The organism is Holtiella tumoricola, assembly GCF_027857615.1.
Lineage (GTDB): Bacteria > Bacillota > Clostridia > Lachnospirales > Cellulosilyticaceae > Holtiella > Holtiella tumoricola.
On record NZ_JAQIFT010000010.1, the window covers coordinates 108,646 to 134,269 of the forward strand.

The window sequence follows — 25,624 nt, forward strand, 5'->3', positions numbered from 1 at the left end:
GATCACCTCTACCATTCTATAGATTCTACCGGTACAGGACTTTGATTGATTTCCACACTTCTAACTTTTGCATCATTAATCTTAATTACTCTATTTGCAATAGGAGCAAGTGCTGAGTTATGAGTGATAATAATAACTGTTGTACCTGTATTTTTACAAGTATCTTGTAGCGTTTTTAATATTTGTTTACCTGTTTTATAGTCAAGTGCACCTGTTGGTTCATCACAAAGTAAAAGTTTTGGATTCTTAGCTATAGCTCTTGCAATAGATACCCTTTGTTGCTCTCCACCTGAAAGTTGAGAGGGAAAATTATCTTTTCTATGACTTAAGCCTACAAGCTCAAGAGTCTGGTCTACATCTAAAGCATTTTTTGAAATCTGAGTAGCAAGTTCTACATTCTCTCTTGCCGTTAAGTTCTGCACTAGGTTATAAAATTGAAATACAAAACCTACATCATTTCTTCTATAACTGGTTAACTGTCTATTATTAAATTTGGCAATATCTGTACCATCAATAATGACCTGTCCTTCATCACAAGTATCCATACCTCCAAGTATGTTAAGTACAGTAGACTTCCCAGCTCCACTGGGTCCTAATATAATAACTAATTCACCTTTTTCTACTGAAAAAGTAATACCATCATTGGCAACAACAACATTTTCTCCTATTTTATATCTTTTGTACTCATCGGTAATTTGTATATATGACATATTCATATTCAACTCCATTCATTTCAAATTATTAATCATACTCTTGTCATTAAGTAGACACCCCGTATGATTAATAGTACAATAATAAGTATAATAGTTAGTATAAAGAATAGCCTTATCTAGAACAATAATCACATCTATTCAAATTGATATTAAATAGACATTCTATAAAAATATGTCTATTTAATACCATTTATTTTTAAATTGTTAATGACTAAAAGACATAAAAGGTGAACAAAATGGCTGGAATTAAAGGAAATCGCAGAATTATATATACCAAAACAGTAATTAAAGAGAGCTTAATTGAATTACTGCAAGATAAAGAAATTCATCAGATCACTGTTACAGATATTTGTAAAAAGGCTGATATTAATAGGGGCACATTTTATTCTCATTACAAAGACGCTTATGATCTTTTACAATCTATGGAAGATGAACTTTTTAATCAAATATTAGAATACGTATTAGAAATGCCATTAGAAACTCATCTTAATACGTTACTCATCAGTATCTTTGAGCTAATTGCCGAGAATCAGTCTTTATGCAAAATACTCTTTTGCAATCAAAGAGGCAGCCAACTCTTAGATCGTATACTTTATATTGCCCATAAGGCTGATATTGAATCCCTCGTACAAAGTCCAGAACTTGATGGCGTATTTCTAGATTATTTAATCAAATATTCTATTGGGGGGATCTTATCAGTTATCCAAGTTTGGCTTCAAAATGGTTTAAAAGAATCACCTGCCGACCTTGTCAAATTTTTAAGCAATATGAGTACCTACACTTATTATCCACAAAATTGAAAAAGGAGCAGAAGAATTATCTTTTAATTCTTCTGCTCCTTTTTTAATTCCCTTTTATGCCTTAAATACACTGTTCATATTCTTCATTTTCTTCTTCATCTAAATACCTATTTATAAAAGCTGTTGAATCTTGAATAACATACTCGTAACCCATATATTGTATTAATGCATCAAGTTCTATTCTAGTTATACCATCTTCTATCCAATAATGTAGCGGAACTACACTTCCATCTTCTAATACTATATCAATATAATCTTGTTCCCTTTCTAATATATAAGATTGACCCTCTAGTTGTATATAGACTTTTTTATCTTTATATTCATAGTTAAAGGAATCTATAAATTGACTTATATAACTGACTGGAATAAATATATGTTCATCTTTTAATAGTATATCCTTCCCCTCTTCTGTAACGATTAGTTCGTTATCTACTGATATTTCCAATACTTTATATACATCCATTAATAATTGCTCATCTTGCACACTGTATGTAATAGGCAAAAGTTCTGTTAAGCCATTTAGTTCTATTCGTGTAATACCTTTATTAACTTCATAAGATAGCTCTGTTGTTTTCTTTTCATTAAATACTATATCCATTTTATTTTGTCTCGTATCTAGCTGTACTTCTCTACCTTTGATATCTAAATATACTATCCTATCTCTATAAGTAGCTGATACATCATCCATTATATATGTAAGATAGCTTACAGGTATAAATACTTTATTTTCTTTATATATAATCTCTTGTGCATCTACCTCCTCAATCACTCTTCCATTCACGCTTAGTTTTAATACTTTTTCCTCTGGTAAAATGGCTACTGCTCTTTTGCCTAATGTATTATAACGATTTTCAACGACTTCTCGTTTGTACTTTTTCTCTTGTCCCGTATAAGGATCATTTAAATAAATATATGTTGAGTCATAGCCTACTAATAATAAAGCATGTTCATTACCAGGCCAACTAAACATTTCTCCCGTATCCAACCTCCATCTTTGTTGATAAACTACGTCTAGCATATTTATTGTAGCCCATATCATAACAGGTCTTCCATCCTTTACAACTTCTAAGAGTTGATCTAGTGTCTTCCCTGTTAAGTTTTCCCCTCGCTCAGGCAAGTATTTATTAATGACTTGTAATATAGGCTTTTCAAATACACCATAGCTAGATTTTGAATACGGATTTCCTACAAATCCTTTATTAGGATCTCCTCCATATCTTACACCATTTTTATAGTAAGATACGGGTTCTTTAGGAAGACTATCTGCTACCTGCTGTTTTGTCACATCCACACCATAATATCTTAATAACATAGTCAGTGCTGTTGCCTCACACCCTGTAGGCAATTCTGGAAACTGATTAATCACTGGTATATTATTTATTTTAGTAATCTTACTATTGATTGTTATTGAATCATTTGCATATAGGGTTACTGTATGATTAAATAACCAACTACTCATCCCCATAACTAATATCATCTTTTTGATTGTTTTTAATTTCATATTTCCCCCATGTACATTACTATTTTCTATTTATAATAAGTAAAAAATAAATGATAACCTATAAGTAATTAAATCTTGAACTATTATTTATTTTTAATTTGAATTATTACATTTTTATACATTTTTGTCAAATACAATATTATTTTCTATATCTTTCTTCTATAAAAAATCCATCTTAATAAATAATTTATTAAGATGGATTTTTTATTTTTATTGTTCTGCTAATTTTTTATAAATTTCATAACGTTCTTTTGCTTGCTGTTCTGTTTCAGTAAACAAACCTTCAGCTACTTCTGGGAACTGTTTTGCAAGTGCTGAGTAACGTACTTGATTCATAATAAAGTCTCTAAAGCTTTCTGTTGGTTCTTTAGAATCTAGTATAAATGGATTTTTACCTTGTTCTTTAAGGTCTGGGTTATAACGATAAAGATGCCAGTAACCTGCTTTAACAGCTTGCTCCATATTGGCCATACTTCTACCCATACCTTCTTTAAGACCATGACTAATACATGGTGCATAAGCAATAATCAAAGATGGTCCTTTATAACTTTCAGCTTCAATAAGTGCTTTGATAAATTGGTTTTTGTCTGCACCCATGCCCACTTGCGCAACATAAACATTACCATAAGTCATAGCCATACGACCTAGATCTTTTTTGCCTGCACGTTTACCAGCAGCGGCAAATTTGGCAATGGCAGCAAGAGGTGTTGCTTTAGATGCTTGCCCACCTGTATTAGAATAAATTTCTGTATCAAATACAAAGACATTAATATCTTCTCCAGATGCAAGGACATGGTCAAGACCGCCATAACCGATGTCATATGCCCATCCATCTCCACCTACAATCCATTGTGAGCGTTTAACAAGATAATCTTGTTTATCTTTAATTTTATCAACAAGTTCTTTAGTAGCTGAATTTGAAAGGCTATCTAAGAGTTCGCTGACTGCTTTAGATGCCTCTTTAGAAGCTTCACCATCGTCTTTATTTGCAAGCCAATTTTCAAGAACTGCTTTTTCACTGTCTCCTACTTTTTCTTTTAAGGCAGTAATATTTTCTGATAGTCCTTCTCTAATATGTTTTACACCTAAATACATACCATATCCATATTCAGCATTATCTTCAAAGAGTGAATTTGCCCATGATGGCCCTTTACCTTCATGATTAGAGGTATATGGTGTACATGGTGCTGAACCACCCCAGATAGATGAACAACCTGTAGCATTGGCAATCATCATACGATCTCCAAAGAGTTGTGTTACAAGTTTGATATATGGTGTTTCACCACATCCTGCACATGCACCTGAGAATTCAAATAGAGGTGTCTTAAATTGGCTATCTTTAACAGTCTTTCCAGCTACTAGATGACCTTTATCACTTACTTTACTTACTGCATACTCCCAGTTAGGTACCTCTTTATCTGTTTGTGTTGCAAGTTTCTTCATAACAAGTGCTTTGTCTTTTGCTGGGCAAATATCTGCACAGTTACCGCAACCTGTACAGTCCATTGTATCTACTTGCATACGGTAACCTAATCCATCAAAGCCTTTACCAATAGCTTTCTTAGTCTCAAAGCTTGCTGGTGCTTTATCTTGTTCTTCTTGTGTTAAAAGGAATGGGCGGATACATGCATGTGGACAAACATACGCACATTGATTACACTGAATACAGTTTTCAAGAATCCATTCTGGTACATTAATACCTATTCCACGTTTTTCATAAGCTGTTGTTCCTGATGGGAAGGTACCATCTTCAATACCATCAAAGGCACTAACTTTTAAGCGATTACCTTGTTGTGCTTCCATTGGGCGCATAATCTTTTCAACAAATTCTGGTTCATTCGCTCTTTTCTCATCTGCACTATCAGCATCTTTCCAACTACTTGGTACTTCTACTTTAACTGCAGCACCGAATCCTTCATCAATAGCTTTATAGTTCATTTGAACCACTTTTTCACCTTTTTTACCATAAGCTTTATTTACGGCACCTTTTAAATACTCAGCCGCCTCCGCTTCTGGTATAATTCCTGCTTGTTTGAAAAATGCACCTTGCATAATCATATTAATACGATTACCTAGTCCAATTTCTTCTGCTATTTTAGTTGCATTGATAATATAGAATTCTGCTTGTTTTTCTGCTATTCCACGTTTTAACTTAGTAGGAAGCTTTTCTTCTAACTCTTCTTTGCTCCATTGACAGTTAAGTACAAATGTACCACCTTGTTTTAATCCCTCTACTAAATCATAAAGATTCACGTAAGATTGGTTATGACATGCAATATAGTCTGCCTCTTTTACGAGATAAGTTGAACGAATGGGCTCATCACCAAAACGAAGGTGAGATACTGTAAGACCTCCTGACTTTTTAGAGTCATAGTCAAAGTATGCTTGAACAAATTTATCAGTATGCTCACCAATAATTTTAATTGCTTGTTTATTAGCACCTACTGTACCATCTGATCCATAACCCCAGAATTTACAACGAATCATGTTTTTTGGCTCTGTAACGATCAATTCGTTTTCATCTAAAGAAGTATGGGTAACATCATCATAGATTCCAATAGTAAAATGATCTTTAGGTTGATCTTGTTTAAGGTTATCAAATACTGCTTTAATTTGACTTGGTGTTGTATCTTTAGAGCCAAGTCCATAACGCCCCCCTACAATAAGAGGCATTGTGTCTGCTTCATAGTAGCAGTTACGTACATCTAAATAAAGTGGTTCACCCATAGCACCAGGCTCTTTTGTACGGTCAAGGACAGCGATGCGTTTAACTGTACTTGGCATTACCTCTAAGAAGTGCTTCATAGAGAATGGACGATAAAGATGTACTTTTACAAGACCATATTTTTTACCTTGAGCATTAAGATAGTCTATAGTCTCTTCTATTGTTTGAGTGACTGATCCCATAGCTACAATAACATGCTCTGCATCTTTTGCCCCATAATAATCAAATAGACCATATTTTCTGCCTGTAAGATCAGACATCTTATGAATATAATCTTCTACAATACCTACAATATTTTCATAGTACTTGTTAGATGCTTCACGAGTTTGGAAATAAATATCTGGATTTTGTGCTGTACCACGAGTTACTGGATGATTTGGTGATAGGGCATTTTCTCTAAATGCTTTAAGTGCTTCTTGATCTACTAAACCTTTTAAATCATCATATTCTAATGCTTCTACTTTTTGGATTTCATGTGAAGTTCTAAATCCATCAAAGAAATGGATAAAAGGTAGACGACCTTTAATAGCTGCTAAGTGGGCAACTGGAGCAAGGTCCATAACTTCTTGTACTGATCCTGTAGCAAGCATAACGCATCCTGTTTGTCTTGCTGCCATAACATCTTGGTGGTCACCAAATATTGAAAGAGCTTGAGCAGCTAATGCACGTGCACTGACATGGAATACACCTGGTAAGAGTTCCCCTGCTACTTTGTACATATTAGGAATCATAAGTAATAGACCTTGAGATGCTGTAAAAGTAGTTGTAAGGGCTCCTGCTTGTAGTGAACCATGGAAAGCACCTGCAGCACCCGCTTCAGATTGCATCTCTACTACTTTAACTTTTTGATCAAATATATTCTTTCTACCCTGAGCAGCCCATTCATCTACCACTTCTGCCATAGTAGAAGATGGCGTAATAGGGTAAATGGCAGCAACTTCTGTATAGGCATAAGCTACATAAGCTGCTGCTGTATTCCCATCTAATGTCATCTTAATTTTACTCATTTGTAAACTCCTTTAACTTATAATCTACTTCCGTTATCTACCCACTCTTTGGCATTTATAACACCAGCTTCAGTTGGGATGCTTACATTAGAATCTTTTAAACGCTCCTTTGTATCATTGAGCGCTGCTGTTGTATTACTATTTTGTGCATTTACATTATTAAGACGTTTGTTGTGTGTACCTGAAAGTGTTAAATCCATTTCGTCTTTCATAGAAATTTTCTCCTTTACTATATAATCTTTGACATATCTATTCATCTTTTATTTATTCCCTAGATTGTTTATTTTATCCTTGTTTTCATATAAAAGGAGAGTGCTTTATAGTACTCTCCTTTTATTCATGACCTTGTCTTAAATATTCTTTAAGCTCTTCGATATTTCCTTCTTCAAATTCTAAAAGATGCTGCCCTAAAGCGCGTACCTCATCCTTTAAATTTTTATAACTATTTAACTTCTTACACATATCTACTGTACCCATTGTACTGCCTTGTATAAGCATTTCAGCTAAATGAGATGCTGATTGATTGTTTAATGTGGATGCTTTAATCATAATGTATGTTTTAATCTGATCTAATTTCTTTATACCTTTTGGTTCATGATCTTCTGCCTCAAGTAAGCTAATAGCTTCTTTATTAATTGCTTTATATCCTTCTAGCTCTTTAAGGAGTACTTGTTCAAAAGGTACATCTCCTGCTATTTCAATAAGTTCTGTCAAAGTATTTGTTCCCATTTCTGAATTTTGATATATAAAGTTAAGTACTTCTACATTTTCATTCATTTTGTCACCTCAATGTCATTTTTAAATTAGTATGAGTCAAAATACTTTGTTTCATAGCATTTAATTTTATTTCTTTAGGATATTTGATATTCTTCAACATTTCCTTTATAATATCTTCATATCTTTTTATAAAAGGATATGGGGGAGGTATGTATGAAAACAATCTATATTATGCTTACTAAGACTGAAAGCATCTTTTGTTATTTAATAAAAAAGTATACTCGTGAGCCTTATGCTCATGTTTCTTTACTTTTCACAGATGACTTTACACATGGTTATAGTTTTAGCCGCAAAAAAATTCGTAATCCTTTTATTGGTGGGTTTAGATGCGAAGACTATATCAAATGGGTAGCTGCTTTTCCAAAAACAGAATGTCAAATGTACCGTTTAACTATTAGTGATGTCCAATATGAAAAGCTTACTTCTTTACTTAGCGAGTTTTGTTTAGAAGAAGAAAAATATAAATATAATATCCTTGGTGTTATTGGACGCCTTTTTAATATCAAGATTCAACCTAAACATAGTTATTTTTGTTCTCAATTTGTTTCTTACATATTAAGTGAAGCTGGCATTTTAGAATTTAATAAAGAACCTATTCTTACAACTGCCAAAGATTTTAGAACCCACTCTGATTTAAATCTGATTTATGAGGGCTTCCTAAATACATTATTAGGTGATCCTAAAGGCCTTATTTTCTGTGATCAACTTGTTTCTTGACATAGAAAAGGAGCTATTACATATCATTTATGTAATAGCTCCTTTTTAGTATCTATTCTTATTTTCTATTCATTTTATCCACGTGCAAGTTTGACACGGATTTTAGATGAAATCCATTCTACTATTAATACAAGGATAATAAGTCCTGCTAAGATAGCACCTACTTGATTCCATTTATAAGCATTCATAGCAAAAATCAGTGGTGCACCAATCCCACCTGCACCTACTAATCCAAGTACTGTTGCGTCTCTTAAGTTCATATCAAAACGATAAATAATAGTTGATGCAAAATCTGGCATGAGCTGTGGTAGGATGCCATATTTAATCTTTTGGAAAGTTGTACAACCACTAGCTTCAAAAGATTCAAGAATTTTTGTATCTAAATCCTCAATAGATTCTATATACATTTTTGAAACCATACCAATAGATGCAACAGACATGGTTAAAAGTCCTGCAAACGGTCCTGGGCCTGTTACACGTATAAACATTAATCCATAAACAAAAGTCGGAATTGTTCTGATTGCCATAATAAGTACACGCCCAATAAGAGCAATTGGTTTAGGCACAAGATTTGTTGCACTTAAGAAAGCTATTGGAATAGCTAAAATAGCACCTACTATAGTTCCTAGGAAAGCAATACATACTGTTTCTAATAATAAATAAGGCACACCTTGGTTAGTAAAGTTGAAAAGAAGCTGTGTATCTGGGTTAAAAATCCCTTTGACAATACTACTTGCTACGCCCATACCTCCGGCTGTAACCCCTTTGAAATTGACTGCAGTACTAGACCATCCAATGAGAATGACAACAATTAATACTGAAATAACTTGAAAGATCCATGTTTTTGGTTGTTTGTTAAGCTGTGTTTGAATACGTTCATTCATGTTGTTATCCTCCTTTTAAGTTAATTTTTTACGTAAGTAATGGCTAATACCTTCAATAATCATAACGGTTACGAATAAAGCTACTAGGATCATCCCTACACTTCCATATTCTCTCCAACCAATTTTCTCATTAAGGATAAGGCCTAAGCCTTCAGCACCTACATAACCTAAAATAGAGGCATATCTTACATTCCCCTCAAAGCAGAAGAGGCAGTTAGCAATATAACCTGGTAAAACTTGTGGTACAATAGCAGCAAGGAAAGCCTTTAGTTTTGTAGCACCTGCTGCTTCCATAGCTTCAAAAGCACCCATATCTACTGTTTCAATTTGCTCATAAAGAATCTTTCCTACATAAGCAAAGGTAAATACAGCAATAGCTGTTGTCCCTGCTAGTGTCCCAAGACCAAAGATGTAAGTTGCAATTAATGCAATAACAAGGGTCGGCAAAGTTCTTACTAAGCTTAAGAAAAGACGAGATAGACTAATAACTACACGACTTTTTACTACGTTGCTCGCTGCAATAATTGAAAAAGGAATAGCTAATAGTGAACCTATTACTGAACCTAATAAAGACATTTTAATAGTGTCAAATAGAGGTCCCCAAATACTATTCATATAATCTAAATTTGGTGGAAACATTTGCTCTAAAATAACAAAAAACTGCTTCCCTCTTTTTATAAGTACAGTTAAATTAAACCCTGTCACATCAATAGCAATCCATGAAGCAATATGACAAGTGGCATACGTGAGCGTTTCTCACTGACTACCTTTCCATCAGAGAGAGTAATCTTTTTAGGTGGAAATATTTTGTCATACAGGCTCATTGTATCCCCTCCATTGTATCTGGTCCTGTCCTCCATAAATACGATCTAAGACTTCACTTGTTACCTCTTTACTTGGTCCATCATATATAATTTTTCCACCTCTCACACCTATTACACGGTCTGCATATTCAAAGGCTAAGTCTACATGATGGATATTAATAAGTACAGAGATGTTCATCTCTCTATTGATACGTCTGAAGTTATTTATAACTTGTTTTGCAGTTACTGGGTCAAGGGCTGCAATTGGCTCATCCGATAAGATAATCTTCGGATCTTGTGCCAGTGTACGAGCAAGTGTATAAATACCCAAAGCACAAGAGATTTTAGTAAAGTTTTATGCAAAAAAATGAGATTTTACATATTTTTAACGTAGCGTTCGATAATAGAAAAACATTACATAACCTATGTTAATAAATTAAAAGGGATGTTGACTTTATCGCATTCAACATCCCTTCTCTCTTTATTCTTATAAGTTCTTGTTTTCTATTCTTCATCTTCAGGTTGTACAGCAACAACTCTACAACGAACCCCTGTTGCCTCAGGATCATCTTGCCACATGGTAAGCATTTTACATACTACATCAGGTTTAATCTTATCTAAGTTCTTTAGATTTTCGATAACATAGATTCCTTTAGCTTCACACATCTTTTCTGCCTCTATATGCTCATGATTACGACGAATATCTTGTGTGTCTAAGCCAATAAAACTTACTCTACAATCAATTAATTCCTCGATAAGTTCCCAAGATAGAACAGGACTTTCTCTAAAGTACAGCCCACTTCCATATGGGTGTTTTTCAATAGTTCCTGTTCGTATTAAGACAAAGTCCCCTGGCTTCACATAATCTAGATCTACATCATCACTTGTAATTTCTTTTCCTTGAACATGGCTAACATCTAATAGAACCCCTCTGGTTTGCATATATTCAAGAGGAACATTAGGTCTATCGTACACATCAAAATGTGTTCCTACATGACCCATAACAATTTCTTTTTTCAATTGGGATTGTGCCCACTGATAAGCTTTGTTTGTTTTTCTTACTGTTAATGTTAAGTCTATATATTTCATATCTTCATCTCTTATCTTTGTAGTTTTCTATCTTTTACTTCACATTACAGTATACCAAAATCTTACTGATAAAGTCTAGTTAAGTTAGTTTTTTGAACATTAATAGATGATTATATAAATTCTTACATAGCTACACCATTCCGCTCCTGCATTTCTCCTGACCATTTGAAGGCTTGTTTAGCTACAAATACAGCAATTACTTCATTGATAACAGCAGCTGCTGCTATTGTTCCTTGAATAATCTGAGCACATTCAGGTGCTGGCCCACTTAATATACCAACTGCAATGCCTGTAAAAACTAAGGATACTCCTGAATGAGGTAAAAGTGTGAATCCAAGGTACTTTCTTACTGGCTCAGGTGCCTTCATCACCTTTCCCCCTAATGTTGCTCCTCCTATTTTACCTACTGCACGTGCGCCAATATAAATGATTGTAAACAGCCCTGCACCAAATATAAGATGATAATCAAGAGGTGCACCTAAATTTAGAATAGCACAGATTAAACTTATGCCTAATACAGGTTGGAAAGCCTCTAGTATAGCTTCTAAGCGCTCTTCAGGCACCATATTGGCAAAAGTTGCTGTAAACGCCATACCTATAAGCATAAAGTTCAGTACAGATCTTTCAAAAATAAATTTGTTGATTCCAAATCCAATAGCTGTTGCTAATAAAATAAATAAAATAGTTAATGCCAAAGTGGATCCTTTAGGCCTATCGTTTTTAAGAACTACACCACCTAGAAGCCCTACTAAACATCCTACAACTAATGGTAGTAATACCACTAAAAGAATCATATAAGCTGGTAACTTTTGTGTTGAAATATTAGCCGATACAATGCCCATTACTGTAAAGAATACTGTTACACCGACTAAGTCATCTAGAGCGGCCATGGGAATAAGCGTTTTAGTAACAGGCCCATCTGTCTTATATTCATTTACAATAGATAAAGCTGGTGCTGGCGCGGTAGCAAGAGCAATTCCACCAAAGATTACAGCTAAATAAATTGGGATATTCATAAAGTAAAAGACTATACCAAAGACTAAGGATACAATGAAAAAAGTTCCTAGTGATTGCATTAAAGTAATCATTATAATTTGCTTTCCTGACTTTTTAATACGTTTCCATATTAATTCACTACCAATCAATACACCCACTGCACATTCAAAGATATGCATGAGTATTTCATACCAACCTGCTTTCATAACCTCTTGACTTAATAACCCAATAGCATGAGGCCCAAAAACCATTCCGGCTATAAGCCATCCTAAAATAGCAGGCATTTTCATTTTGGTCATTAACTTACCTGTTCCAAAACCGATAACAACGAGTAAAAGAAATCTCACTAAATCCATTAATATACCTTCTTTCTATTTACCAATACCATATAATAATAAATCAATTGATTTTTTCATTTTCTTCTCATGTAATTCTAAACGTTCTTGCTCTGTATAATCTGACATCTCTTCACTTTCAAACGTGCTATTATAAAATTCACTGAAGGACATAATATATTCAATAGCCTCTTCCTTTGTAATATCTTCTCTTAACTCTACTAAGTTAAGAAATTCTCTAAGAAAACTTCTATTAAAGGCATCTAGTTGTACTTTTCTTTGTTTCACTTCAGCTCTAAGGTGAGATGGTGTCTGGAATAATGCAATACTAAAAATATGAGCAAGCTCAGGGTGATCCTTAAAAAACGCACATCTTACCTTCATAAAGGAATCCATTGTAGCATCACGATCCTCAGGTATGAAGCAAATATTCTCTTCTAGATACTGATACATTTTAGAAAAGCATTCTTCTACACAAGCTAAAAAGACTTGGTCTACATTCCCAAAATAATGGTAAATCAATCCCTTAGAAATTCCATTCTCATTACAAATAGTATTGATAGAGGTTTCACTGTAATTTTTAGTTCCATATTCTTTTAATGCTGCTTGCAAAATACGATTACGGCTTTTCTCATTTTGCTCTTCACGTTTCATAATTAATTGCTCCTCCATTTTAGACCTATAGGTCTATTTTATTTTCCAACATTTAGACCTCTAAGTCAATATTTAATTTTCTATTATTTTAAATTTAAAAATACAAAAATGAGGCTCTCCCCCCTAAGGATAGCCTCATACTTTTACACACTGTTTAATTTATACACACTGTTTAATTTATACACACTTTTTATTTGACATTTCTCATGATAATGTCTTCACGTTTTGGACCATTTGAAACCATAGTTACTGGGTAACCAAGTTGCTCCTCAACAAACTCTACATATTTTCTAGCATTTTCTGGAAGGTCTTCGTAGTTTCTAATACCACTAATATCGCATTTCCATCCATCTAAATAAGTTAAAACTGGTTTTGCTTTATTAAGTTTTGGTGTACATGGGAATACATCTGTTACTTCACCATCAATTTCATATCCAGTACATACTGGAATTTTGTCTAAGTAACCTAATACATCTAGTAATGATAAAGCTACATCTGTTGTACCATGAAGCATACATCCGTATTTTGTTGCTACTACGTCAAACCATCCCATACGACGTGGACGACCTGTTGTCGCTCCGTACTCACCACAGTCTCCTCCACGTTTTCTAAGTTCTTCAGCTTCTTCACCAAAGATCTCACTTACAAAAGCTCCAGCCCCTACTGCTGAAGAGTAAGATTTAACAACAGTTACAATTTTCTCAATTGCATGTGGTGGGATACTTGCTCCTACTGTTGCAAAACCTGCAAGAGGTGATGAAGAAGTAACATATGGATAGATACCATTATCTGTATCTTTTAACGCTCCAAGTTGTCCTTCAAGTAAAATATTTTTGCCTGCTTTCATTGCATCATTTAAATAATAAGCAATGTTTGTTACCATTGGTTCAAGACGTTCACGATATTTAATCACTTCATCAAAAATTTCTTTTGGATCAAGTAAGCTTGCCCCATTATAAAGTGCACTAATCATTTGGTTTTTAATTTCGCATACTTTTTCTAAACGTTCCATAAGGATTTCATCATCGAACATTTCACCAACTTGTACACCAATTTTTAAGTATTTATCTGAATAGAATGGCGCAATACCTGATTTTGTTGAACCAAAGCTTTTAGCCCCTAATCTTTCTTCTTCTAATTCATCAAGACGTACATGATATGGCATTAAAATCTGTGCACGGTCAGATACTAGAATGTTTGGCATTGGAACCCCGCGACTTGTAAGACCATCTAATTCTGCAAATAATTTACTTAAATCAAGTGCAACACCTTGTCCAATAATATTTACTACATCTTTTCTAAATACACCTGATGGTAAAAGATGTAAAGCAAATTTTCCATACTCATTAATAATTGTGTGACCTGCATTCGCCCCACCTTGGAAGCGGATGATAATATCTGCATCTCCTGCTAATAAGTCTGTTACCTTACCTTTTCCTTCATCGCCCCAGTTTCCACCTACAATTGCACTAACCATTTACATGTACCTCCTACACTGTTGTTGTCTTTATCATACTATAAATCCATCTATAAGTATAATTACCATTTTTTATTAGTATTATAAGTTATACTTATACCATAACTTTATGCTATAAGTATAACTTAATGAAATAGCCTTACTTTACTATGGAATCCATACTTTATCTAGTATTCCTGATAAATAAGCAAGTACTATACCAAAATTTGTAATGGGTACTTGTTGTAACTTTGCACCTTTTAATCTAGTCTTAATTTGTTTAGGAGTATGCATGCAACCTCCACATTGAATAACTAGCGCATAAGCAGACAGATCCTCCGGGAAACTATTCCCACATACATTTTCAAACTGAATTTCTACCTGTGTCTGCTTCTTAATGGCCTGAGGAATTTTACATCTTGCAATATCCCCATGTAAAGGATTATGACTACAACTTTCTGCAATAAGCACTTTATCTCCTGACTTTAATTGCTTTAATGCATAAACGCCTTCTACATATTGCTCTAGATCACCTTTCCGCCTTGCCATTAATATAGAGAAAGAAGTAAGTGGTATGGATTTTGGACATACTTCATATACCTCACTAAAAATTTGTGAGTCTGTAATAATCAAATCAGGTGGTTCTTTTAAAGATGTTAATGTTTCTTCTAGTGTTTCTTTTGTGGTCATAATAGGAATGGCATGTGCATCTAAAATTTCTCTTAATATCTGAACTTGTGGCAGGATAAGTCGCCCTTTAGGTGCTTGCAAATCCTGTGGCATCACTAATAATACCCTATCTCCCACTCCCACCTTATCACCTATACACTTTGGTTCTTCCATCTGCATGAGTTTATTCGTAATAGCTACCTTTAATGTATCTATTCCTATTTGATCTTTTGCACTAATTGTAATACTTTCTTTTATCTCTATACCTTTATTTTCTTCTATTATATACTTATTATACACAATAAGATAAGGTGTTTTTGCTTGGTCCAGTTGCAATAACACTTGTTGTTCTTCTTCCTCTAGCTCTTCTTCCTTAGTTATCCATAATACTAGGTCTACTTGCCTTAACATCTCCATTGCCTTTTGTATCCTTAGTCCTCCTAGTGTACCTTCATCATCTAAACCTGGAGTATCCACAAATACAATCGGTCCTAATGGATGCCACTCTTTACTCTTATGTACAATATCTGTAGTTGTTCCTGCAATTGGAGATACAATCGACAGCTCTTGGTCAAGTAATACATTCATCAATGTAGATTTTCCTGCATTTCTTTTTCCAAATAGTCCTATATGGAGTTGATTTCCTTTCGGGGTTTGTTGCATATACACGCCTCCTTAAAATCTAAAATCTCGTTCTCCTGCATTTATGCGTTCTATCCATTCCCCTGCTTGTGCACGAGCCTTTTCACTTTGAATTATCTCAAGTTGTTTCTTTATAACTTGTTTACCTATTACTTTTAACTTCTCATCTCCGTAGTCTTCTAGATACTCATTTAAAGTAAGGAGTGCATTAGGTGTACAAATATTACCTATTTGTCCTGTCTTAGCAAGTCGCATAAAACGATCCCCTGTACGCCCTTGTCTATAGCATGCTGTACAATAACTTGGTATATAGCCTCTCAGTAATAAATCTTTTATAACCTCTGCAGGTGATCTATGATCATCTACTTCAAATTGCGGCTTGTGATCTGGAGATTGATAGCCCCCAACAGCAGTACATGACCCTGCACTCATTTGTGATATTCCAAGTTCTAATGCCTCCTCACGAAGTGCAGCATCCTCTCTAGTAGAAATAATAAGCCCTGTATAAGGTACTGCAAGCCTTAGTACCATAACAATGTGTTTAAAATTCTCATCACTTACACCTGGATATTTACTGGTTTCTACATTTTCTGCTGCCTTAATACGTGGTACAGATATAGTATGTGGTCCTACCCCCATATCTTGCTCTAGTTTTTCTGCATGCATCAACATGGCAACTGTTTCATAACGGTAGTCATACAAACCGTAAAGTACTCCAAATCCTACATCATCAATCCCCCCCAACATAGCACGATGAAATGCAGATGTATGATAGCTATAATTATGCTTTGGTCCTTTAGGATGAACACTTTCATAAGTTGGTCTATGGTAAGTTTCTTGGAAAAGAATATACGTACCAATCTGTGCTTCTTTAAGCATCTTATATTCTTCAATGGTTGTCGCAGCGATATTGACATTAATACGTCTAATCTGACCATTTTTAAATTTCATTTGATAGATTGTATCAATGCACTCTAGTACATACTCTATTGGATTATTAACAGGGTCTTCTCCAAGTTCTAAAGCTAAACGTTTATGCCCTAACTCTTCTAATGCTTGAACTTCTTTTTTAAGTTCTTCCATTGTAAGTTTTTTACGTTCTAATTCACAATTACTATGTTTATAACCACAATATTCACAGCCATTAACACAATAATCACTTACATATAAAGGTGCAAAAAGTACTACTCTTTTCCCGTAGATATCTTCTTTAATCTGCTTAGCTGTTTCTTTCATCTGCTGGAGTAGATCTTCATCTTCTACCATCAGCAACACTGAAGCTTCCTTATGAGTAAGTCCCTTTAAATTTGCTGCTTTTTCTATAAGTTGAGTCACATATTCTTTGTTACTAGCTTTGTCTCTTGCTTTATCTAACACCTCATAAATGTAACCTTCCTCAAACCATTCATTAGCACATTCAGACCAGTTAACATTTTCCCATCCTATCATTCTTTATTCCCCCCCTCATCTATTTTTTTGTAAGAGCTGATTTTACTGTAACACCTTTAATCTTTCCTAATCTTCCAGTCATTGCACTTAGTTCATCTACCGTCCCATCTACTATTACAGAAATAACACTAATACCTTTCTCCCTATAGGGAATCCCCATCCTACCTACAATCTTATCTGCTGATTCATGCAAAATTTGGTTGACCATTACAGCACTTTCTAATTCTTCAATAATAATTCCAACCACTCCAACTCTTGTTTCTACCATATTTTCTCCTTTCATTCACTAAAAAAGCCCTTTTGCATGAGTGCAAAAGGGCATACTGATCCATGTAGATGCAAATGATCTTCTGGATTGATTAGCGCTATGTGTCCTTTGCCCATTGCTTAGAAATTTCCTCGCAAGAGGGTCTAGATTGCTCGAAATCCATTCTTAAGAAATATTCCTAAAAATCGATGACTAACTTTATCATAGCCTAATTTATTATTTATTTCTAGTCTAAATTTTATATATTTTTATTATTATTCTTACATTTTATCTAGTTCCATTTATCTCTACCATCACAAGCTCTGGTGGGTTAAAAATACGTGGTAATCTTCTATTAATAGAAAGCCCTCTACTTACAATTAAGTTGGACCCATTTAGCAGTTTATAACTTCCTCCTGCATATTTAGGAAATCCCCCTTGACCTGGCGCATATAAACCATTAATAAGTCCTGGTACTCTTACTTGGCCACCATGGGCATGTCCTGAAACGACTAAGTCATATTCTCCTCTACTATAAAGGTCAACAAATTCTGGACGATGGCTAAGAAGTATCTTGTAGCCTCGCTCTTTTACTACTTTTTCTTCTAACTCCACATAGGCTAATTCAAATCCAGTTTCACTATATAGCCCACGCCATTTATCTGGATCACTTATACCTGCTATTATAATAGGCATCCCTTTTATCATTTCTACTCTATAGTCTTCTTCTAATACAATTACACCATAACTTTCTAGAAAAGTTTTAATCTGTTCTATTTCTCCTGTCCAGTATTCATGATTTCCTGTTACATAATAAATAGGTACTGTATTTTGTAATCCTTCTAAAAGATAAGTAACACCCGTAATAGGCTCTTCATCATCTACAATATCCCCACTTAGTAAAATAAGGTCAGGCTCTTGTTCATTAAGTTTCTCTAATAACTTTTCTTGTTCCTTCCCATAGTTATAACTATGCAGATCCGTTAATAAGGCTATTTTTATAGGTTGTTCTAACTTGAATTTATGTGTAGATACTTGATATTTTCTTATCACTAATCCATTGTATAAACCCAATATAACAATGATTGCTAGTCCACCTAATACTAAATAAAATATTAACTTATTAGCGCTTTTTAGTTTAACTAATCCGTATAATACAGCTATCCCTATTAATACTGTCACTATACATAGTCCTATTAAAAAACTCATATTCTCTTCTTCCTTTCTACTACAAACAACTAAGGAGCCATTGCAGTCATTTTTGCATTAGCTCCTTGGTTACTCTATCTTGTTGCAATTTTAATACTTCCAATACCAGCTTTAATATCTATTGTTTGGTCACTTCTATTAAGGATATTCACATCACCTAAACCATTATAATGCTGGTCATTAATTTCAATTTCTCCAGCACCTCTTGAAATTTGGTAGTTATAATCTTCTTCTCTACCCTCTAATATAATCTCTAAGTCACCTAGTCCGCCTTCTATTTCCATATCACTTTCAAGAGCAGTCTCTATTCTTACACTTCCAACACCCATTGTAATTTTAGCTTCTCCAAGATTACTTCCTTCTAAATTAACCTCCCCAACACCACCTTCTATAGAAGCATATGCTGTATTAAGGCCTTCAATATTAGTACTTGCTACACCCGCTATAAGATTGAACTTTTCTGTTGTAATATTTTTAAAGTTCCCTTCTCCTACACCTAACATAACAGTTGTCTTTTCTAACTTTGTTCCACTTGGTATCGTAATCACAATTTCCCCACTATATTCAGACATTGAATGATTACCAAATAAACCCCACTTCATCTTGTCGCCTTCTTGTTCAATATAAAGTGTATCACCTCTTACCCCATAATTAAGCTCTACCTTTGAACCTACATTCATACGAATAGCGTAGTCATTACCTTCTTGAATATTAATAGCTACTGTTCCACTTGTTACATCTATCTTACTAAAACGCTCCACACTTTTAACATCTCCATTAAAAGCTTGTGTACGAATAACCTCTAAATCATTTCTATCACTTCTATATCCTACCTCTTCGTTCCATCCTCTAAAATGTATCCCTGTATCATCAGAATAAAGTGAGCTTTTCCCCCCTAATGCAAGGCCTGCTACACTTATCCCTATTCCTCCAACAATAAGGCATACTGCTAATACAATAAGTGTTGACTTTTTTAACATACCGCATTCCTCCTTTTCGCTTTACTGCATAAGTTACTAATTCCTCTTATAATCATAGGTATACCTTTACCTACTACTACATACATAAGTACACCTGATAATATGCCTATACCAAGAAGTGTACATGCTGCGCCAAGAAAAACTGCACCTGTTGCTGGCTGAACAAATAATGCCCCAATTCCTACTACGCCACAAATCAAAGATGTTCCTAACATTACAATTGCTACTAAACACCCTGAAAAAATTAAAGCAATCATTGTTACAACTGCTGCAAATCCTACTGCTGCAATTGCTATTGCAAGTGGAAATGCAATTGGGCTAGCAAATAATGCTACTATAACAATCCAAAGCGCTTGAAAACTTTGTTTTGGTTTCATGGATTTTACTTCTGCTTCTTTTACTACGAAATCAGCCAGCAATTGTTTAGCTATTTGAGCTGGGTTCCCTAATGCAGCTATAGCTTCTTGCTCATGCTCTACACCAGCTTCTTCTAAGTATTCTTCATAATATTGCATTGCTGATTCGCGTTCTTCCAATGGTAACTTATATAAATTTTGTTCTAGGATTCTTAGAAATTCTTCTTTATTCATTATTATTTCCTCCCATCAATACCCTATCTACTTTATCTTTGTACATTGTCCATTCTTCTAAAAAGGCATCGTACTTTGCATGCCCTAATTCTGTTATTTGATAATACCTTCTATTTCGCCCTTGATAAGGTTCATCATATGTGCATAAACATCCTTCTTTTTGTAACCTTCTAAGTACTGGATATAATGTTGACTCTGATATTTCTAATGCTTCTCTTACCTCTTGTGTGAGTCTATAACCATATACGTCCCCTTTACGTACTACAGCTAATACACAAGCATCTAGCAAACTACCACTTAATGGAATTGCCACAAATACTACCTCCTCTTTAGTCCCTATAAACCGTCTTATATTATTAATTCTTCAATATTATATGATGTATAATATCATAAGTCAACTTATATCTAATATTTTTCTAATAATTAAAATAAGAAAAGGCTATTACAGAAAATATAATCTAAATCCCTGTAATAACCTTTTCTTTTCTCTCTTCTATTTTGATATATGATAGGCTTTATGAACTACCCATTTATGTTCTTCCCATTTATATAAAGTTATGTTATCAAAACTACATTCAAATTGGCAAGGGTATTGATGAACATAATCCCATAACTTAGAGTAAATAGGTTGAATTTTCTTAGATGAAACTGTTACATGAAAGACCTTATCCTTACCATCCTTTTTATCAAATGTTAGATAAGGTAACTCTTCTAGTGTATCAATTAACCTATCATGTAATGCTTTTCCCTCTTTAGACATGACTACATCCATATAAATAACACGATCATCAAAGTGATTATATCCTTCTAATCTAAATGGTGCTGCCTTTTCATGCTTACAAAATTGTTCCAGCTTCATATCTAAATCATTTGGAATGCCATCATATTCAAAAGGTGCCTTAATAGTAAAATGAGCTGGTAAGGTAGATGATTTTGCTCCTAACTTTTCATATACTTCTTTTCGAAGTTGATTATTAAATCTCCCCCCTTCCCCTCCTACTTCACATACAATAACATATCTCATTCTTTTTCCTCCTTATTTTGTCACAGCATTGCCATCAATAATTTATAAAATTGTCCTATTGGTTCCTTATAAAAAAAGAGAACTAGGTTCCTCACTTTAATGATTTCCCTAGTCCTTTATTTTTATTTAATTTACACCTATAACTGCTAAAACTTGTTTTTTGAAATTATTAAGTACTACATTTGCATCTTCTAAATCTTTACCAATGATTGAAAGGTAAATTTTCATTTTTGGTTCTGTTCCTGAAGGTCTTACAACAAACCAGTTACCATCTTCTAAAATAAATTTCATAACATTCGAAGTTGGTAAATAAATTGTTTCTTGTGTTCCTTCTAAGCAGTTATATCTTGTAGAAAGTTTATAATCTTCTACAGTTGCTATTTTCACACCATTTACATCTACTGGTGTATTGTCACGAAGTGCACTTAAGATAGCAGCTATTTTTTCTTGTCCATCTTTTCCTTCCATTTCTACTGAAATGAGGTCTTCTCTATAGTAACCATATTGTTGGAATAAGTCTTCAAGCGCTTCGTAAAGATTTTTGCCTTGCTCTTTATAGTAAAGTGCCATCTCTGCAATAAGAACAGAAGCAATAACAGCATCTTTATCACGTACAAACTCACCTGATAAATAACCATAGCTTTCTTCATATCCAAATACAAAATTATTTGCACCTGTTTCTCCAAACTCTTTAATCTTTTCCCCAATATATTTAAAGCCTGTTAAAACGTCCATAACTTGTGTTCCATAATGAGCAGCAATAGGTTTTACCATATCTGAAGTTACAATTGTTTTAACAATAGTATCTTGTTCACTTAAAAGCCCCATCTCACGACGTGCATTTAAGATGTAATCGCTTAAAAGAATACCTACTTGGTTTCCTGTTAATACTTTATAGCTTGTTGCACTTTCTTTTACTACAACCCCAATACGGTCACAGTCTGGATCAGTACCAAAAATTAAATCTGGCTCTGTTTGTTTTGCCATTTCAATAGCAAGTTCAAATACTGCTTTATCTTCTGGATTTGGGTATGGTGCTGTTGGGAAGTTACCATCTGGTAATTCTTGTTCTTTTACAACATCTACTTGTTCATAGCCTAATTTTTTAAGCATTGTACGTACTGGAATATTACCACTACCATGTATTGGTGTATAAATGATTTTAAGCCCTGAAGCTTTTTCTTTAATAAGGTCTTTACGGATGCATAAAGTTGCTACCTTATTGTAATAAGCTTTATCTACTTCTTCTGTTATGTATTCGAGTAAACCTTTTTCTTCTGCTTCTTTTAAGCACATTGTATGTACACCATCAAATACATCTGTTTCATCAATAAAGTTTAAAATTTCTTTTGCTACTTCATCTGTGATTTGTCCACCATCATTACCATATACTTTATATCCATTATAAATTTTAGGATTATGAGATGCTGTAATAACGATACCTGCATCAGTTTCTAAATGTCTTACAGTGTATGAAAGCATTGGTGTTGGTCTTAATGATGGATAAAGAAATACTTTCACCCCATTCGCAGCAAGTACACTAGCTGCTGTATCTGCAAATTCCTTACTCATATTTCTTGAATCGTAGGCAATTGCTATACTTGGTTGCTTTTTATGTTTTAATAAATATGTAGCTAATCCTTGAGTTGCTTTTCCTACTGTATGTACGTTCATACGGTTGCTACCTGCAGCAATTTTACCACGTAAACCGCCTGTACCAAATTCAAGATTTTTATAAAATCTATCTTCTATTTCCTTTTCATCAGTTAGTTGCTCTAATTCAGCTTTTAAACCTGCTTCCACTTTTTCTTCTGTAAGCCATCTATTGTACCCTTGTTTAAAATCCATAGTATGCCCTCCTCATATTTTTTCAACTCTATTATGTCATTTTCTAGTAAAAAAATCTAGTTACAATTTGATTTGGGTAATGAAATCGTGAGTATTGCCAAAAACTTCCCTCTAAAAGGGATATGAATTTAATTACAGTATTATATAAATATACTTTTATACATATAATTTCTGTATTTTTTATTCAAAAATATTTAATTCTTTATTTTTATCCTATAATATTAATAATAGATTTCCTATTTATTAAGATTACTAAAAAAATATCTATTGATATAGCAAAAAGGAGATTATGAGTGATATCACTCATAATCTCCTTTTTGTTATGACCCATACGGGAATTGAACCCATGATTTCACCGTGAGAGGGTGACGTCTTGACCTCTTGACCAATGGGCCATGCTTAACTTCTTTACTTATTATAATCCTACCTATAAATAAAATCAATATTTTTTATTATTTTTTATAAAATTATTAATAAAATTATTTTAAGACTTTTATAAGTACTCCATACCTTTTCTTCTATATTTTTAAACTAATACCTAATTATTTTTACTTTTGCCATTTTATGTAATCCTATTTTATCTATAAATAACTTATGTTATACTTTTATTGTTAAATTTTTATTAAAGGGAGAGACAACATGAAGATAAAAAAACTTTTATCACTAGTAGCTTGCTTAGGTTTATCAGTATCCCTATTAGCTGGATGTGCAAATGCACCTTCTGGCACACAAACTGAAATCAAAACTGAGACAACTGAATCATCTGAGGAAAATATCCTTGAAACAGATGTTATTGTAATTGGTGCTGGTGGTGGCGGATTAAGCGCTGCTATTGAAGCCCATGATGCAGGCGCAAATGTTATTATTGTTGAGAAAATGCCATTCGTAGGAGGAAATACTGCTCGTGCAACTGGTGGTATTAATGCTGCTGGTACAGCTTTCCAAAAAGAAGCTGGTATTGAAGATACAGTAGAAGTTCACTTCGCTGATACAATGAAAGGTGGAGAAGAACTTAATGACCCTGAACTTGTTAAGTTTATGACAGAAAATGCAGCTCCAGCTATAGCATGGCTTACAGATTTAGGTGCAGACCTTTCTGATGTAGGTTCTTTAGGTGGTGCATCATTTAAGCGTGCTCATAGGCCTACTGGTGGTGCTCCTGTTGGTGACCACTTAGTTAATGTACTTTTCCAAAATACAACCAGCCGTAACATTACAACAATGCTTAATACAGAAACTACAGAAGTTATTTATGAAAACGATAAAGTAACAGGGATTAAAGCAATTGAAACTGTAAACGGAGAAAAAGTAAATTATACAATTAAAGCAGATGCAGTTATTATTGCTTCTGGTGGTTTTGGTAACAACCCAGAACTTTATACACAATACCAACCACAATTAGATGGTTTTATTTCAACAAATCAACCTGGTGCAACTGGTGATGGTATTATTCTTGCTGAAGCACTTGGTGCAGACTTAACAGATATTGAGCAAATTCAGATTCATCCAACAGTACATACAGAAACTGCAGCACTTATTACTGAAGCTGTTCGTGGTAACGGAGCTATCCTTGTAAATGCCAAAGGTGAGCGTTTCACAGATGAAATGTCCACTCGTGACAAAGTATCTGCTGCTATCTTAGAACAAGAGGGTGGTTCTGCTTACTTAGTCTTTGATCAAACTGTTCGTGAAAGCTTAAAAGCTATTGAAAAATATGTAGCTCAAGGCCTAACAGTAGAAGGTGAAACACCTGAAGCACTTGCTAGTGCACTTAACATGGATGGTACTACACTTAAAACAACCATTGATACATGGAATAAAGCTGTAGAAAGTGGTACAGATTCTGCATTTAATCGTAGTGCAGGCATGGAAATTCCTTTCACTAAAGCACCTTACTATGCTATTCCTATGGCTCCTGGTGTTCATCATACAATGGGCGGTATCAAAATTAACACTGATGCACAAGTTATTAATAAAGAAGGTAATCCAATAAATGGCCTATTTGCTGCTGGTGAAGTAACTGGTGGTGTACATGGTGCTGAACGTTTAGGTGGAAATGCTTTAGCTGATATTATCGTATTTGGTCGTGAAGCTGGTACAAATGCTGCTGCACTTGCTAAGTCTGATAATAACTTTATCGGTGCTGCTACTACTTCTACTGAAACAGATAAAGCTGACCAACCAAAAATTAATGAAGAAGCTAAACCTCAATATAAAGATGGTACATACCAAGGTGAAGCAACAGGAAATAATGGCAAAATTTCAGTCGAAGTTACTGTAAAAGATGGTTTCATTGATACAATTGAAGTACTTGAACATCATGAAACATCTACAATCTTTATGTCTATTCAAAATGATTTAATTCCAAGCATTATCTACAGCCAATCTACAGAAGGTATTGACGCTGTAACAGGTGCTTCTAACTCAAGTTCAGCTGTATTTGAAGCTGTTAATATGGCTTTATCAACTGCTCAATAATGAATTATGAAAAAGGCTATCTAATTAGAAT

Annotated in this window: 23 protein-coding genes, 1 tRNA gene and 1 pseudogene; 3 read left to right on the forward strand and 22 right to left on the reverse strand. The window is 34.0% G+C overall.

The features are described 5' to 3' along the window. Positions 1–8: 8 nt before the first annotated feature. Positions 9–710: an ABC transporter ATP-binding protein gene (locus PBV87_RS01950; RefSeq protein WP_053986322.1), complete on the reverse strand. Its 702-nt coding sequence runs from the start codon at positions 708–710 to the stop codon at positions 9–11. 239 nt (positions 711–949) lie between these two features. Between PBV87_RS01950 and PBV87_RS01955 the strand changes: the two genes are divergently transcribed. Beyond that, positions 950–1,513: a TetR/AcrR family transcriptional regulator gene (locus PBV87_RS01955; RefSeq protein WP_271010944.1), complete on the forward strand. Its 564-nt coding sequence runs from the start codon at positions 950–952 to the stop codon at positions 1,511–1,513. Positions 1,514–1,574: 61 nt separating this feature from the next. Here the strand turns inward: PBV87_RS01955 and PBV87_RS01960 are convergent, their stop codons facing one another. The 4 genes from PBV87_RS01960 to PBV87_RS01975 all read right to left on the reverse strand — a co-directional run bounded on the left by PBV87_RS01960 (position 1,575) and on the right by PBV87_RS01975 (position 7,523). Continuing rightward, complete coding sequence (locus PBV87_RS01960; protein ID WP_271010945.1) at positions 1,575–3,014, reverse strand: C39 family peptidase; 1,440 nt, start codon at positions 3,012–3,014, stop codon at positions 1,575–1,577. A gap of 210 nt (positions 3,015–3,224) precedes the next feature. After that, positions 3,225–6,746 (reverse strand): pyruvate:ferredoxin (flavodoxin) oxidoreductase, encoded by a 3,522-nt coding sequence (gene nifJ / locus PBV87_RS01965; protein ID WP_271010946.1) that lies wholly within the window; start codon positions 6,744–6,746, stop codon positions 3,225–3,227. Between the two features lie 17 nt (positions 6,747–6,763). Next, positions 6,764–6,958 (reverse strand): CDIF630_02480 family spore surface protein, encoded by a 195-nt coding sequence (locus tag PBV87_RS01970; RefSeq protein WP_053984797.1) that lies wholly within the window; start codon positions 6,956–6,958, stop codon positions 6,764–6,766. A 121-nt stretch (positions 6,959–7,079) separates the two neighbouring features. Next, positions 7,080–7,523, reverse strand: a complete 444-nt coding sequence (locus PBV87_RS01975; RefSeq protein ID WP_053984798.1) for a hypothetical protein — start codon at positions 7,521–7,523, stop codon at positions 7,080–7,082. Positions 7,524–7,676: 153 nt separating this feature from the next. Between PBV87_RS01975 and PBV87_RS01980 the strand changes: the two genes are divergently transcribed. Next, the gene (locus PBV87_RS01980; protein ID WP_271010947.1) at positions 7,677–8,240 is read left to right on the forward strand and encodes a hypothetical protein; all 564 of its coding nucleotides are present in this window, start codon (positions 7,677–7,679) and stop codon (positions 8,238–8,240) included. A 74-nt stretch (positions 8,241–8,314) separates the two neighbouring features. Here PBV87_RS01980 and phnE (PBV87_RS01985) read toward each other — a convergent pair whose 3' ends face one another. The 17 genes and pseudogenes from phnE (PBV87_RS01985) to PBV87_RS02065 all read right to left on the reverse strand — a co-directional run bounded on the left by phnE (PBV87_RS01985) (position 8,315) and on the right by PBV87_RS02065 (position 23,510). Beyond that, entirely contained in the window at positions 8,315–9,124 is an 810-nt protein-coding gene (phnE, locus tag PBV87_RS01985) for a phosphonate ABC transporter, permease protein PhnE (RefSeq protein WP_271010948.1), read from the reverse strand. A gap of 15 nt (positions 9,125–9,139) precedes the next feature. Then, positions 9,140–9,948 (reverse strand): annotated as a pseudogene (gene phnE / locus PBV87_RS01990) (phosphonate ABC transporter, permease protein PhnE). Beyond that, positions 9,935–10,258, reverse strand: coding sequence for an ATP-binding cassette domain-containing protein (locus PBV87_RS01995; RefSeq protein ID WP_330680321.1), 324 nt, complete (start codon positions 10,256–10,258; stop codon positions 9,935–9,937). Before PBV87_RS01995 ends, phnE (PBV87_RS01990) begins: the two are co-directional and overlap by 14 nt. Positions 10,259–10,431: 173 nt before the next feature. Then, on the reverse strand, positions 10,432–11,016 hold the full coding sequence (locus PBV87_RS02000; RefSeq protein WP_053984805.1) for a cyclase family protein: 585 nt from the start codon (positions 11,014–11,016) through the stop codon (positions 10,432–10,434). A 122-nt stretch (positions 11,017–11,138) separates the two neighbouring features. After that, positions 11,139–12,368, reverse strand: coding sequence for a cation:proton antiporter (locus tag PBV87_RS02005; RefSeq protein ID WP_301335024.1), 1,230 nt, complete (start codon positions 12,366–12,368; stop codon positions 11,139–11,141). A 15-nt stretch (positions 12,369–12,383) separates the two neighbouring features. Next, positions 12,384–13,001 carry a TetR/AcrR family transcriptional regulator gene (locus tag PBV87_RS02010; RefSeq protein ID WP_198524912.1) on the reverse strand — a complete coding sequence of 206 codons (618 nt, stop codon included), beginning with the start codon at positions 12,999–13,001 and terminating at the stop codon, positions 12,384–12,386. Positions 13,002–13,191: 190 nt separating this feature from the next. Continuing rightward, a complete protein-coding gene (locus tag PBV87_RS02015) occupies positions 13,192–14,478 on the reverse strand; it encodes an adenylosuccinate synthase (protein ID WP_053984808.1) in 1,287 nt (428 codons plus the stop codon). A 147-nt stretch (positions 14,479–14,625) separates the two neighbouring features. Then, on the reverse strand, positions 14,626–15,789 hold the full coding sequence (gene hydF / locus PBV87_RS02020; RefSeq protein ID WP_271010949.1) for a [FeFe] hydrogenase H-cluster maturation GTPase HydF: 1,164 nt from the start codon (positions 15,787–15,789) through the stop codon (positions 14,626–14,628). A gap of 12 nt (positions 15,790–15,801) precedes the next feature. Beyond that, positions 15,802–17,217, reverse strand: coding sequence for a [FeFe] hydrogenase H-cluster radical SAM maturase HydG (hydG, locus tag PBV87_RS02025; RefSeq protein WP_271010950.1), 1,416 nt, complete (start codon positions 17,215–17,217; stop codon positions 15,802–15,804). A gap of 19 nt (positions 17,218–17,236) precedes the next feature. Beyond that, positions 17,237–17,485: a TM1266 family iron-only hydrogenase system putative regulator gene (locus PBV87_RS02030; protein WP_271010951.1), complete on the reverse strand. Its 249-nt coding sequence runs from the start codon at positions 17,483–17,485 to the stop codon at positions 17,237–17,239. A gap of 267 nt (positions 17,486–17,752) precedes the next feature. Beyond that, positions 17,753–18,673, reverse strand: coding sequence for a metallophosphoesterase (locus tag PBV87_RS02035; protein ID WP_271010952.1), 921 nt, complete (start codon positions 18,671–18,673; stop codon positions 17,753–17,755). A gap of 74 nt (positions 18,674–18,747) precedes the next feature. Then, positions 18,748–19,653, reverse strand: a complete 906-nt coding sequence (locus PBV87_RS02040) for a DUF4097 family beta strand repeat-containing protein (RefSeq protein WP_271010953.1) — start codon at positions 19,651–19,653, stop codon at positions 18,748–18,750. Continuing rightward, positions 19,647–20,243 carry a DUF1700 domain-containing protein gene (locus PBV87_RS02045; RefSeq protein WP_053984814.1) on the reverse strand — a complete coding sequence of 199 codons (597 nt, stop codon included), beginning with the start codon at positions 20,241–20,243 and terminating at the stop codon, positions 19,647–19,649. Before PBV87_RS02045 ends, PBV87_RS02040 begins: the two co-directional genes overlap by 7 nt. Then, the gene (locus tag PBV87_RS02050) at positions 20,236–20,556 is read right to left on the reverse strand and encodes a PadR family transcriptional regulator (protein WP_271010954.1); all 321 of its coding nucleotides are present in this window, start codon (positions 20,554–20,556) and stop codon (positions 20,236–20,238) included. The genes PBV87_RS02045 and PBV87_RS02050 overlap by 8 nt, the downstream gene beginning before the upstream one ends. A 180-nt stretch (positions 20,557–20,736) precedes the next feature. Then, positions 20,737–21,267: a 2'-5' RNA ligase family protein gene (locus PBV87_RS02055; RefSeq protein WP_271010955.1), complete on the reverse strand. Its 531-nt coding sequence runs from the start codon at positions 21,265–21,267 to the stop codon at positions 20,737–20,739. Positions 21,268–21,393: 126 nt separating this feature from the next. Continuing rightward, entirely contained in the window at positions 21,394–23,115 is a 1,722-nt protein-coding gene (locus PBV87_RS02060) for a phospho-sugar mutase (RefSeq protein ID WP_271010956.1), read from the reverse strand. Positions 23,116–23,438: 323 nt separating this feature from the next. Beyond that, a tRNA-Glu gene (locus PBV87_RS02065) sits at positions 23,439–23,510 on the reverse strand. Between the two features lie 244 nt (positions 23,511–23,754). On the opposite strand from PBV87_RS02065, the gene PBV87_RS02070 reads away from it, so the two are divergent. Then, positions 23,755–25,593 (forward strand): flavocytochrome c, encoded by a 1,839-nt coding sequence (locus PBV87_RS02070; RefSeq protein WP_271010957.1) that lies wholly within the window; start codon positions 23,755–23,757, stop codon positions 25,591–25,593. Positions 25,594–25,624: the final 31 nt, after the last annotated feature.